The 12,120-nt window shown below is 72.6% G+C and carries 13 protein-coding genes and 1 pseudogene; 5 read left to right on the top strand and 9 right to left on the bottom strand.

The window, feature by feature from the left end; translation table 11 throughout:
- Positions 1–42 precede the first annotated feature (42 nt).
- Positions 43–786, bottom strand: coding sequence for a VOC family protein (locus H295_RS0122900; protein WP_078616728.1), 744 nt, complete (start codon positions 784–786; stop codon positions 43–45).
- Between the two features lie 135 nt (positions 787–921).
- Here H295_RS0122900 and H295_RS0122895 point away from each other — a divergent pair, with 135 nt between their 5' ends.
- Positions 922–1,557 carry a TetR family transcriptional regulator gene (locus H295_RS0122895; protein ID WP_020137688.1) on the top strand — a complete coding sequence of 212 codons (636 nt, stop codon included), beginning with the start codon at positions 922–924 and terminating at the stop codon, positions 1,555–1,557.
- Positions 1,558–1,614: 57 nt separating this feature from the next.
- On the opposite strand, the gene H295_RS0122890 is transcribed toward H295_RS0122895, so the two are convergent.
- Complete coding sequence (locus tag H295_RS0122890; protein WP_020137687.1) at positions 1,615–2,106, bottom strand: nitroreductase/quinone reductase family protein; 492 nt, start codon at positions 2,104–2,106, stop codon at positions 1,615–1,617.
- A complete protein-coding gene (locus tag H295_RS0122885; protein ID WP_020137686.1) occupies positions 2,103–3,617 on the bottom strand; it encodes an acyl-CoA dehydrogenase family protein in 1,515 nt (504 codons plus the stop codon). The genes H295_RS0122890 and H295_RS0122885 overlap by 4 nt, the downstream gene beginning before the upstream one ends.
- Positions 3,618–3,699: 82 nt before the next feature.
- Between H295_RS0122885 and H295_RS0122880 the strand changes: the two genes are divergently transcribed.
- Together H295_RS0122880 and H295_RS0122875 are read left to right on the top strand one after the other, a co-directional pair.
- Positions 3,700–4,869, top strand: coding sequence for a thiolase C-terminal domain-containing protein (locus H295_RS0122880; protein ID WP_020137685.1), 1,170 nt, complete (start codon positions 3,700–3,702; stop codon positions 4,867–4,869).
- A 47-nt stretch (positions 4,870–4,916) separates the two neighbouring features.
- Complete coding sequence (locus H295_RS0122875) at positions 4,917–5,582, top strand: pyridoxine/pyridoxamine 5'-phosphate oxidase (protein WP_020137684.1); 666 nt, start codon at positions 4,917–4,919, stop codon at positions 5,580–5,582.
- Positions 5,583–5,589: 7 nt separating this feature from the next.
- Here H295_RS0122875 and H295_RS43485 read toward each other — a convergent pair.
- The 5 genes and pseudogenes from H295_RS43485 to H295_RS0122845 form a co-directional block, all read right to left on the bottom strand.
- Positions 5,590–6,347, bottom strand: a pseudogene (locus H295_RS43485) (GNAT family N-acetyltransferase).
- A 57-nt stretch (positions 6,348–6,404) separates the two neighbouring features.
- Positions 6,405–7,136: a class I SAM-dependent methyltransferase gene (locus H295_RS0122860; RefSeq protein WP_020137683.1), complete on the bottom strand. Its 732-nt coding sequence runs from the start codon at positions 7,134–7,136 to the stop codon at positions 6,405–6,407.
- Between the two features lie 124 nt (positions 7,137–7,260).
- Complete coding sequence (locus H295_RS0122855) at positions 7,261–7,860, bottom strand: GNAT family N-acetyltransferase (protein ID WP_020137682.1); 600 nt, start codon at positions 7,858–7,860, stop codon at positions 7,261–7,263.
- An 8-nt stretch (positions 7,861–7,868) separates the two neighbouring features.
- Positions 7,869–8,324, bottom strand: coding sequence for a Zn-ribbon domain-containing OB-fold protein (locus H295_RS0122850; protein ID WP_051135597.1), 456 nt, complete (start codon positions 8,322–8,324; stop codon positions 7,869–7,871).
- Positions 8,288–8,737, bottom strand: coding sequence for a DoxX family membrane protein (locus H295_RS0122845; RefSeq protein WP_020137680.1), 450 nt, complete (start codon positions 8,735–8,737; stop codon positions 8,288–8,290). The genes H295_RS0122850 and H295_RS0122845 overlap by 37 nt, the downstream gene beginning before the upstream one ends.
- Positions 8,738–8,936: 199 nt before the next feature.
- Between H295_RS0122845 and H295_RS0122840 the strand changes: the two genes are divergently transcribed.
- Together H295_RS0122840 and H295_RS0122835 are read left to right on the top strand one after the other, a co-directional pair.
- The gene (locus tag H295_RS0122840) at positions 8,937–10,145 is read left to right on the top strand and encodes a flavin-containing monooxygenase (RefSeq protein ID WP_020137679.1); all 1,209 of its coding nucleotides are present in this window, start codon (positions 8,937–8,939) and stop codon (positions 10,143–10,145) included.
- A 148-nt stretch (positions 10,146–10,293) separates the two neighbouring features.
- On the top strand, positions 10,294–11,811 hold the full coding sequence (locus H295_RS0122835; protein WP_020137678.1) for a flavin monoamine oxidase family protein: 1,518 nt from the start codon (positions 10,294–10,296) through the stop codon (positions 11,809–11,811).
- A 5-nt stretch (positions 11,812–11,816) separates the two neighbouring features.
- On the opposite strand, the gene H295_RS43480 is transcribed toward H295_RS0122835, so the two are convergent.
- The coding region (locus tag H295_RS43480; protein WP_020137677.1) for an adenosylhomocysteinase at positions 11,817–12,120 on the bottom strand (304 nt) is incomplete at its 5' end.

Raw genomic sequence — 12,120 nt, 5'->3', positions numbered from 1 at the left:
ACCCGGGGTCAAATGGGGTGTCTCACATCAAACCGGTATCTTCTACCGCTCCGTCCGCTCCAGAACCGCGAACGACGCCCCTTGATTGTCGGTGACGACCGCCACTTTCCCGTACGACGTCTCGAATGGCGGCGCCTGGACCCGCCCCCCGAGCCGGCCGACCGTCCCGAGCACCGCCTCGCAGTCCGCCACCTGGAAGTGGACGAGGAAATGGGGCGGCATCTCGGCGGGGAACACGTCGGCGACGGGGGCCCGGCCGAAGTCGGGGTGGGCGCCCGGGCCGAAGAGGGCGTCGTGGAAGAGGCCGCCGTAGAAGGTGTTGGCGGCCTCGGTGTCCCGGGCGTACAGCTCCGCCCAGGCGAAGGTGCCGGGCTTGTGCCGGACCCCGAAACCCTGGTGACTGCCGGGCTCCCACAGCGCGAACACGGCCCCCTCCGGATCGGTGACCAGCGCGGACATGCCCAGCTCCGCGACCGGCACGGGAGCGGTGACGACCTGTCCGCCGGCCGCCCAGATCCGGTCGGCGAGGCCCTCGATGTCCGGGGTGGCGAAGTAGACCGTCCACACGGTGGGCATCCGCCCGTCGGTCTTGCGGACGAGCCCGGCGACCGGTTCGCCGTCGTGCAGGGCCCACACCGAGCCGCCGGGCGCCTCCTCGAAGGTCCACCCGAAGAGCTCACCGTAGAACCGCTGCCCGGCGGCCACGTCGGGCAGCTGCACCTCCACCCAGCAGGGGACGCCCTCGCCGTAACCCGTTCCGTCTGCGGATGCCCTGTTTTCGGCCATACCGTCAAAGTAACGGCGACGCACGCACCCCGCAGGACCAGGCACACCCGCCTCCCGGACCCCCCGCACCCCATTTGCAGTCGGCCGAATCGCGCTCCGATCACCCCTCGGTAAGCTGACGGCATGACAGGACAAGTGCGTACCGTCGACGGCCGTGTGGCCGGCCGGCGTGGGCAGGCGACCCGGCAGAAGCTGCTCGACTGCCTCAGCGAGATGCTCAGCTCCTCCCCTTACCGGGACGTCAAAGTCATCGATGTCGCCCGGAAGGCGGGCACTTCGCCCGCGACCTTCTACCAGTACTTCCCGGACGTCGAAGGCGCCGTCCTGGAGATCGCCGAGCAAATGGCGACCGAGGGCGGCCAGTTGACCGAGCTGCTCGAAGGCCGGTCATGGGTCGGCAAGGCGGGATGGCAGACCGCGCAGGAACTCGTGGAGGGCTTCCTCGAGTTCTGGCGCAGGAACGACGCGATCCTGCGCGTGGTCGACCTCGGTGCCGCCGAGGGCGACAAGCGGTTCTACAAGATCCGCATGAAGATCCTGAACTCGGTGAACAACTCCCTCTCGGACGCGGTCGCCGAGCTCCAGTCCAAGGGCAAGGTCGACAAGGACGTCAACCCGGCCGCGGTGGCGGGTTCCCTGGTCGCGATGCTCGCGGCGGTGGCCTCGCACCAGAAGGGCTTCCAGACGTGGGGCGTCAAGCAGGCTGAACTCAAGCCGAACCTGGCGCTGTTGGTGCACCTGGGCGTCACCGGGAAGAAGCCGACGAAGTAGCGCGTACCCCCTCTTTCCCGGCTTCCCGGTTTCAAGTCCTGTCAGACAGGCGGCTGTTCACTCGGGTGGACGGCCGCCTGTCGTGCGTACGATCCGGAAGAGCCGTATCTCCCGCTCGACCCGCGCCTGGTAGGTGGCGTACGGCGGCCAGAACGCCAGCGCGGTCTTCCACACGGCCGCCCGCTCCTCCCCCGTCAGCAGCGTCGCCCGCACCGGGATGTCCGCGCCCTTCCAGCTGACCTCGGCGTCGGGGTGGGCGAGGAGGTTGGCGGTCCAGGCGGGGTGCCCGTCGCGGCCGAAGTTGGAGCCGACGAGGATCCAGGAGCGGCCCTCCTCCTCGGGCATGCAGGCGAGCGGGGTCCGGCGGGCCAGCCCGCTTCTCGCGCCCGTCGAGGTGAGGATCACCCCCGGCAGCATCTGGGCGCTGAGCAGGACCTTTCCCCGGGTGAGCCGGTGCACGGCCCGGTCCAGCGCGGGAATCACATGGGGCGCCACCTTGGCGAAGCCGCGCGTGGACGACACCTTCTGGACGATCCGTTCCCCGATCACACCGAGACCTCCGTCCGCTCGAAGAGCCGTGCCGCGTCGGCGGCGTGCGCCCGCAGCCGGTGCGCGGGCCCGAAGAGCAGATCGTCTCCGGTCGCCCGCTTGAAGTACAGATGGGCTTCGTGCTCCCAGGTGAACCCGATGCCGCCGTGCAACTGGATGCCCTCGGCGGCCGCGGTGCGCAGCGCCTCCAGGGCCTGGGCGAGGGCGAGTCCGCCGACCCGCTGCTCGCCCTGTCCTACGGCCCAGGCGGCGTAGTAGGCGGCCGAGCGGGCCGCCTGGAGCTGCACGTACACATCGGCGAGCCGGTGCTTCACGGCCTGGAAGGACCCGATCACCCGCCCGAACTGCTCCCGCTGCCCCACGTACTCGACGGTCCGCTCCAGCGCCCGGTCGGCGGCCCCGACGGCTTCGCAGGCGAGCACGGCGGCGACGGTGTCACCGAGGCGGGCCAGCGCGCCGAGCACGTCGGCCTCGTCGTCCCCGCCCAGCAACTCGGCTTCCACGTCGCGTAGTTGGATGCAGGCCCGGGGCCGGGTGGCATCGAGGGCGGTCTGCCGGGTGCGGACGAGCCCGGGGGCGTCCCCGGGAACCAGGAAGAGCAGCGTGCGGGACCGGGCGAACCCCCCGGCATGCGCGGCGACGACCAGGAGACCGGCGGTGTGCCCGTCGAGCACTTGATCGACCTGCCCGTAGAGCCGCCAGCCGGACCGCGGGGCGGCGGCTCGGGGGGCAGCGGAGGTTGGGACCGCAGGGGCGGATCGTGAGCCGGCGGGGGCGGGGTCCCGGGCAGGGGGGGCGGCGCCCGAGCCACCGGGGGCGGCTCCCGCGCCGCCGGGAACGGCCCGCGGCCCAAGGGAAGCGGTTCCCGCGGCATCTGGCACGGCCCCTGGTCGGCCGTGAACGGCTCCCGAGCCACCGGAAACGGCCCCCACGCCGTCCGGACCACCGGAAGCGGCGGCACCCGGCCCACGTCCCGGCCGGTACGGCACGGCGGCGGCTTTCTGCGGGCGCTGTGCGGCACCCGTGTCGGAACCCTCACCCCGTACGAGCCGTGCCTGTACTCCGCCCGCGCGGCCGCCGCCTGCCCACTCCCCCTCGTTGCCGCAGGTGAGGGCGAGGGCTGTGGCCGGTGGGGCGGCGAGGGTGGCGGTCAGGGTGCCGGAGGCGATGCGGGGGAGGAGGTCCGCCCGCTGGTCCTGCGTGCCGAGCGCCAGCAGCAGCGGGGCGGCGAGGACAGCCGTCGCCAGCAGGGGCGAGGGCGCCAGCACCCGGCCCGTCTCCTCGCAGGCCAGCGCCAGTTCGGTCGCCGAGCACCCCACACCGCCGTACTCCTCGGGCAGGGCCAGTGCCGGCAGCCCCAGCTGTCCGGCGAGGGCCGTCCAAAGGCCGGGGTCGTGGCCGGCCGGGGTGTCGACCGCCGCGCGCAGCTCCCGCGGGCCGCAGCGCCTGCGCAGCAGGTCCCGCAACGCGCCCCGGATCTCGTCCTGTTCGGCGGTGAAGCGAGCGTCCATGGCTCTTCCTCTTCCCTCCGGATCTGACGGTCCGTCATATTAGGAGCGCCCGCACCAGTTGCCCAGAGGCAGGAGGCCCCTCATGCCCCCCGGGAGCCGGAAAGTCGCGATCACCGGCGTGGCCCTCGCGGACTGCGGCCGCGTGGACGACACGACCCCCTACGCGCTGCACGCCCAGGCCGCCCGCCGCGCACTGGCCGACGCGGGCCTGGACCGGTCCCTCGTCGACGGCCTGGCCTCCGCCGGCACCGGCACCCTCGCTCCCGTCGAGATAGCCGAGTACCTGGGCCTGCGCCCCACCTGGGTCGACTCGACCTCTGTCGGCGGCGCCACCTGGGAGGTCATGGCGGCCCACGCGGCCGACGCGATCGCCGCCGGCCACGCGAACGCGGTCCTCCTCGTCTACGGCTCGACGGCCCGCGCCGACATCAAGGCGGGCCGCCGCACCGGCACGCTCTCCTTCGGCGCCCGCGGCCCGCTCCAGTTCGAGGTGCCCTACGGCCACACCCTGATCGCCAAGTACGCGATGGCGACCCGCCGTCACATGATCGAACACGGCACGACGATCGAGCAGTTGGCCTCCGTCGCCGTACAGGCACGGGCCAACGCGGCCCTGAACCCGGAGGCGATGTTCCGGGACCCGATCACCGTGGACGACGTCCTGTCCGGCCCGATGATCGCGGACCCCTTCACCAAGCTGCACTGCTGCATCCGCTCCGACGGCGGCGCCGCGGTGCTGCTGGTGGCCGAGGAGTACGTACGGGACTGCCGTACCGCCCCCGTCTGGGTGCTCGGCACCGGGGAGTACGTCTCGCACGTCAGCATGTCCGAGTGGCCCGACTTCACGGTGTCCCCGGCCGCGGTGAGCGGACGGCTGGCCTTCGAGCGGGCCGGGGTGCGGCCGGAGGAGGTCGAACTCGCCGAGATCTACGACGCGTTCACCTACATGACGCTGGTCACCCTGGAAGACCTCGGCTTCTGCACGAAGGGCGAGGGCGGCTCCTTCGTGGAGAAGGGGCGGCTGCTGGTCGAGGGCGGCGACCTGCCGGTGAACACCGACGGCGGCGGCCTGTCCGCCCAGCACCCGGGCATGCGCGGGCTGTTCCTGCTCGTGGAGGCGGTACGGCAGCTGCGCGGGGAGGCGGGCGCCCGGCAGGTCAGACGCCGGGACGGGTCCGCGCCGGGGCTGGCGGTGGCGTCGGGGACGGGCGGGTGGTTCTGCTCGTCGGGGACGGTGGTGCTGGGGCGCTAGGCCCCCAGGGCGGGCTGCGGGGGCTCCGGCCTCGGTACCGTCGGGGCATGGCAACCGATCTTCACGAGCTGCTCAGGTCGCTGCGGGTGTGGGACCCGGAGGTCACCACGCTGCCCGCCTTCGACCCGGCCGGCGCGCCCGCGGCCCCGCTGGAGCTGTTCACCGCCTGGTTCGCTGAGGCGGTGGCGGCCGGGCAGACCGAGCCGCACACCATGTCCCTGGCCACGGCGGACCCGGAAGGCCGTCCGGACGTGCGCACGGTGATGCTGCACGGCGCCGACGCGGACGGCTTCGCCTTCGCGAGCCACGCCCACAGCCGCAAGGGCGGTCACCTGGCGGCTCGGCCGTACGCCGCGCTCGGCTTCTACTGGCCGGTGCTGGGCCGGCAGGTGCGGGTGCGGGGGCCGGTCACCGCGGCCCCCTCCGGGGAAGGCCAGGCGGATCTGCACGCCCGCTCGACCGGGGCGCTGGCGGCGGCCCTCACCGGTCGGCAGAGCGAAGTGCTCGGCTCCCTGGAGGAGTTGGCGCGGGCTTCCGAGGAGTCCTGGGAACGGGCGCGACGGGAGCCCGCGGCCCCCGTCCCGTCGTGGACGCTGTACCGGCTCGCCCCCGAGGAGGTGGAGTTCTTCCAGGGCGACGAGCGCAGACGCCATGTGCGGCTCGCCTACCGGCGCACCGACGGGGGCTGGGAGCGGGAGCTGCTGTGGCCGTGACCCGGGGCTACGAGAAGTCGTACGCCGTGAAGTCCGCCAGCGGGCGGTAGCCGAGGCGCCGGTAGAGGGCGTTGGTGGTCGGGTTGGCGAGGTCGGTGAAGAGGAGGACCTGGTCGGCGCCGCGGTCGAGGGCCGTGCGGGTGACCGCGGCGGTGACGGCACCGGCGTAGCCGCGGCGGCGCAGGGAGGCCGGGGTGTAGACGGGTGCGACGCGGATCATGCCGGCGAGCAGGGGGCTGATCCCGGCCAAGGCGACGGGGATGCCGTCGGGGGTCTCCCAGAGGGTGAGGCCGCCGTGGGCGAGCCGGGCATCGGTCCAGGCGGTGGCGTCCTGCCGGCCGGACTCCCCGATGGCCTCCTGGAACTCACCGAACCAGAGCGCGAGCAGCTCCCGGTCCGCCTGCCCAGCGATCCGGGCCCGCCCCGGCGGTGCCGGATCCGGCGGGGTCAGTGCGCGAGCAGGCGAGCGGCGAGGGCGTCGGCCTGTGCGGTGGTGAGCGGGGTGGTCACCAGCCGGTGCGGCGGCGTCCGGAAGCAGGCCGCCCGCACCTGCCCGGCCTCCTCCAGCACCCCGAACCAGGGTGCGTGGTCGCCGTACGTCCGCGCTCCGCCGTTGCGGAGCGTCTCGACCACGGTGAGCACCTGGGTGTGCAGGTCGGGGCGGGAGCGCAGGAAGCGGCCGGCGCGGGAGCGGAAGGCGTCCAGGTCCTCGGTGACGTGCCAGGAGCCGGCCGGGGTGGGGGGCGGCGGGGTCTCGGAGAGCATGCCTCATCGTCCTCCGCGGCGCCGGAGCGTGCCCGTGAATTTCCCCCCGGGGGCCGCTCAGCCGGCCGGTTCGCGGCGGGTCACCTCGTCCTTGCGCATCCGGACCGCCACGAAGAACGGCGTCCGGTGGGTTTTCAGATAGCGGGCCTCGTCCACGCGGCGGGCCGCCTCCGTGGCGCGGGGCTCCACGAGCCGCTCCAGGGCGAACCCGGCGTCGAGGAGTTCACCGAGGAAGGTCTGCATCGTCATACGGCGGTAGGAGTTGGTGGCTCCGCTGTCCCCGAAGCGGGTCTCGACACGGTCCTCGTCGAAGTAGGAGCCGCCGTGCCAGAGCCAGTCGGCGGTCGGGTGGACGGTGGAGAGCAGCAGCGTTCCGCCGGGGCGCAGCACGCGGTGCAGTTCCGCCAGCAACTCCCGGCGGGCCTCCAGGTGATGGTGGACCAGGGCCACCACGCCGAGGTCGAAGGAGTCGTCCGGCAAAAAGCCGAGGGGTTGCTCCAGGTCGTGGTGGTGCAGCGTGACCGCGGGGTCGTCGCCGACGCGGTCCCGGGCGTGGTCCAGCAGTCGCGCGCTGCCCTCGACCCCGACCACCTCGGCCGCGCCGCGCGCCCGCAGTTCCGTGATGTAGTGCCCGGCCCCGCAGCCGGCGTCCAGCACCCGCAGGCCGGTGACGTCCCCGGCCAGTTCGAGCATGGCGGGGCGGTCGGTGTGGGCGTTGTAGGGACCGTCGGTCGCGTTGCCGGCGAAGTAGTCGCCGAGGGCGCCCTCGTAGGCGGTGGAGATACGCATCCCGGCATGCTGGCAAGCGCCGTCCGGCGGGACAACGGGCTTCGGCAAAGGGCGAGTTAAGAGTCGCCCGCGCGGTCTCGGCCCGCCCGCCCCTCACCCCTGTTCCGGATCCGTCGCCCGCCCCTCACCCCTGTTCCGGATCCGTCGCCAGTCGGGCGTGCAGGTGGGCGTCGCGGAAGGCGTCGTGGCGGCCCGCCTCGAACATCGATCCCCGCAGCGTGCCCTCGTAGCGGAAGCCGCAGCGTTCGGCGACGCGGCAGGAGGCGTGGTGGCCGACTCCGTGATCCAGCTCCAGTCGGTGGAGGGCCAGTTCGGTGTGGGCCCAGTGGGCGGCCAGACGGAGGGCCCGGGTGGCCACGCCGCGGCCGCGGGCCTCGGGGAGGACCCAATATCCGACGCGGGCCGAACTGAAGACGTGGTTGATGTCGTTGACCCCGACGTGGCCCAGTGTCGTACCGCTCGACTCGTCGGTGATCCGGTACGAGGCGCTGGTGCCGTCCGCCGCCATGCCGGCCTTGCGACGCAGCGCCTCACGGGCGCCGGCGAGGTCGTCGATCAGGATGAGCGGGGTGTTCCAGCGGACGAAGTCCGGGTCGGTGACGCCTCGCAGCCAGTTCTCGGCGTCGGCGTCGCTGTCCGGGTCCCACGGCCGCAGCCGCAGGCCGTGGCCGTGCAGGTCGGGGAAGGGGCGGCTGATGGGGTGCTGGTCGTCGAGAGGGGGCACCGGGCCATTCAAGACCCTGCCGACCCTCCCCTCGGCCTGAATTTCGGGACGCCCTCAGGGAAGACCGCCTCCAGTTCCAGCCCCGGCCGCAGCTCCTCATGGGCGCAGTCCACGATCTCCGTCATCATCCGCGGGCCCTCGTCGAGGTCGACGACGGCGGCGGCGTACGGGGTGCGGTCCTTGAACGGCGGCAGGTCGTTGCGGTGGACGACCGACCAGGTGTGCAGGGTGGCCCGGCCGCTCGCCGGAAACCAGGAGACGTCCTCGCTCCAGCAGTGCGGGCAGAACTCGCGCGGGTAGTGGTGGACCCGCTCGCACGCCCCGCAGCGCCTGAGCAGCAGCACCCCCTGCCGCGCCGCGTCCCAGTAGGTGCGCGTGAAGGCGTCCGCCTCCGGCAGGTCGAACCTCGGTGTCACCGGGGTCCCGGTCACCGGAACCAGCCCAGCGCGGCGTCGAGCGACCATGTCTGCCAGGACATCCCGAACAGGGCCACCAGCGAGATGAGGGCCATCATCGAGTTCTGCCCCTGCTCGGCCCAGTCGTGGATCATCAGGGTGAAGTAGAGGACGTTCAGGAGCAGCCCGCCGACCAGGGCGACCGGCGTCAGCAGGCCGAGGACCAGGCCGAGACCGAGGGCGAGTTCGGCGTACGCGACGACGTAGGCCATGGTCCTGGGCCGGGGCGCCACGACCACGTCGAAGCCGCTGCGGACCGGGGTCCAGCGGTGTTTGGCGGCGATGTCCGCGGCCCAGGTGATGCCGCCGCCCTTGAACCACGTCTTCTTGTCCTTGTGCCGCCAGCTCTCCAGCCACCACAGGCCGAGACCCATGCGCAGGACGGCAAGCCACTCGGCCCCGGTGAGCCAGATCGTGTCCATGAAATCTGACGGTACGTCAGATGAGGGGTTCCGGGAACCCCGTCGGCCGGTCCTGTGGACGTCCGCCCGGCACCCGCGCGCATTCCGTGTGGGATACGTCACGCGACCCACGCACTTCTCCTACAGGCGTGATCGATCCGCAACCAATTCCCGTCTTGACCGAGACCTATCAACGAGCCGTCTGATTACGCTCGCGCTCATGGGCGACTCCTCTCTCTCCACCAGCACCGCCGACCACCCCGTGTACGTGGTCGGCGGCGGCCCGGCCGGACTCTCCGTCGCGTACGCGCTGCGCGCCCGGGGGATCCGCGCGGTCGTCCTGGAGAGGTCCGAGCACGTCGGCGCGTCCTGGCGGCGCCACTACGACCGCCTCCACCTGCACACCACCCGCCGCCTGTCGGCCCTGCCCGGTCTGCCGATGCCCCGCCGCTTCGGCCGCTGGGTCTCGCGCGACGACGTGGTGCGCTATCTGGAGAAGTACGCGGAGCACCACGAGCTGGAGACGGTCACCGGAGTCGAGGTCTCCCGCATCGAGCGCACCCCCGACGGCACCGGCTGGCTGCTGCACGCCACCGGCGGCCGCGAACTGACCGGTGCCGCGGTGGTCGTGGCCACCGGCTGGAACCACACCCCGCTGCTGCCGGACTGGCCGGGCCGCGAGGAGTACAAGGGCGAGCTGCGGCACGCGGGCGAGTACCGCAACCCCGGGCCCTACGCGGGCCGTGACGTCCTGGTCGTCGGCGTCGGCAACACCGGTGCCGAGATCGCCGTGGACCTGGTCGAGGGCGGCGCCGCGCGGGTCCGGCTGTCGGTGCGCACCGCCCCGCACATCGTCCGCCGTTCCACGGCCGGCTGGGCGGCCCAGTACACGGGCGTTCTCGTACGACGGCTGCCGGTCGGCCTCGTCGACCGGCTGGCCCGGCCCCTGGCCAAGCTCAGCGTCCCCGACCTCTCCGCGCACGGCCTGCCCCGCCCGGACACCGGCCTCTACAGCCGGGCCAAGGAGGGCGCCATCCCGGTCCAGGACGTCGGCCTCGTCGACGCGATCCGCAAGGGCCGCATCGAGGTGGTGGCCGCCGTCGAGGGCTTCGAGGGCGACGAGGTCCTCCTCGCCGACGGCATCCGGATCACCCCGGACGCGGTGATCGCGGCCACGGGGTACGCCCGTTCACTGGAGGGTCTGGTCGGGCACCTGGACGTCCTCGACGGGCGCGGCGGTCCGGTCGTCAACGGGGCCCGTGTCCCGCAGAACGCCCCCGGCCTCTACTTCTCCGGGTTCGTCACGCCCATCAGCGGCACCTTCCGGGAAGTCGCCCTCGACGCCGAGAAGATCGCGAAGGCCGTCGAGAAGGCGGCGAAGGCCGCGGAGAAGGGCGGCGGGGGCCGCCTCTCGCGGCTGCCCGTCTGACGCGCGGGACCCCAACTCGCTTGACCGGCGCTCCTGTTACATCTGCGAGAGATGTGACAGGAGCGTTGTCGTGTGCCGTCGCGCGGGGCCAGAATGTGAACAACTCTCATGTTCTAGCTCCACACTCTCTCCACCACGGAGGACGCACGTGGCACGCGAAAGACAGCTCTCCCCGCTCTCCCCCCTCTCCTCGCTCTCCCGGCGCTCCCTGCTCGGCGGTGCCGCCGCCGCGGCCGGCGCCGCAGCGCTCACCGGCACCGCCGCCGCTCCCGCCTCCGCCGCGACGACCCGTGACGTGGACGTCGCGATCGTCGGCGGCGGGCTCGCCGGACTCACCGCCGCCCGTGACCTGGTCGCGGGCGGGAAGACGGTCGCCGTCCTGGAGGCCCGGGACCGCGTCGGCGGCCGGGTCCTCAACCTGAAGCTGGCCAACGGCGGGGTCACCGAGGGCGGCGGCGAGTTCATCGGCCCCACCCAGGACCGCATCAAGGCCCTCGCCGACTCGCTGGGGGTGGGCACCTTCGCCACCTACAACACCGGCAACAACCTGCTCTACAAGGACGGCAAGAGGACGCCGTACGCCACCGACGGCCTCCTCGGCTCGGTCCCGCCGATCGACGCGGCAGGCCTCGCCAACGCGGCCATCGTCCAGGCCTCCCTCGACGACATGGCCAAGACGATCCCCCTCGACGCGCCCTGGACCGCCGCCAAGGCCGACGAGTGGGACCGGCAGACCTTCGAGACCTGGCTGCGCGCCAACGCCGTGATCCCGTCGGCCAAGTTCCTCCTGGACGTGGCCTGCACCTCGATCTTCTCCGCCGAACCCCGCGAACTCTCCCTGCTGTTCGTGCTGTTCTACATAGCCGCGGCCGGCAACGAGACCACCCCCGGCACCCTGGAGCGCCTCACCGAGACCGCGGGCGGCGCCCAGGAGTCGCGCTTCGTCGGCGGCTCCCAGCAGGTGCCGATCAAGCTCGCCGCCACCCTCGGCGACCGGGTGGTCCTGAACGCCCCGGTGCGCACGATCGCCAAGTCCGGCTCGAAGTACGTCGTCACGGCCGACGGCGTCACCGTCACCGCCAAGCGGGTCGTGGTCGCCGTACCGCCGCCGCTCGCGGCCCGCATCACCTACGACCCGCTGCTGCCCGCCGCCCGCGACCAGCTCACCCAGCGCCTCCCGATGGCCTCGGTCGGCAAGGCGATCGCGATCTACGACACCCCGTTCTGGCGGGCCGACGGCCTCAACGGCCAGGTCGTCAGCGACTCCGGCGTGATCAGCTCGACCTTCGACAACTCCCCGCCTGACGCCTCCTACGGCGCCCTGATGGGCTTCATCGAGGCCGACGAGGCCCGCAAGTTCGACGGCGCGAGCGAGGCGGACGTCAAGGCGGCCGTCCTCAAGGACTACGTGACCTACTTCGGCCCGAAAGCGGCCTCCCCCACCTCCTTCGTCCTGCAACGCTGGAACAACGAGGCCTACACCCGCGGCGGCCCGGTCTCCATCGCCGCGCCCGGTGTCCTGACCCAGTACGGCGCCGCCCTGCGCACTCCGGTGGGCGGCATCCACTGGGCGGGCACGGAGACCTCCCTGCACTGGAACGGCTTCATGGACGGAGCCGTCCGCTCCGGTGAGCGGGTGGCCAAGGAGGTCCTCGCGGTGCTCTGACCGGCTCAGTAGCGGTAGTGGTCCGGCTTGTACGGGCCGTCGACCTCGACGCCGATGTAGGCCGCCTGCTCCGGGCGCAGCTCGGTCAGCTTCACACCGAGCGCGTCCAGGTGGAGGCGGGCCACCTTCTCGTCGAGGTGCTTGGGCAGCACATAGACGTCGGTCGGGTACTCGGACGGCTTGGTGAACAACTCGATCTGGGCCAGGGTCTGGTCCGCGAACGAGTTGGACATCACGAACGACGGGTGCCCGGTCGCGTTGCCCAGGTTCAGCAGACGCCCCTCGGACAGCACGATGATCACCTTGCCG

Source organism: Streptomyces sp. 351MFTsu5.1, from assembly GCF_000383655.1.
Lineage (GTDB): Bacteria > Actinomycetota > Actinomycetes > Streptomycetales > Streptomycetaceae > Streptomyces > Streptomyces griseorubiginosus.
This window is presented reverse-complemented; position numbering and strand designations above follow the sequence as displayed.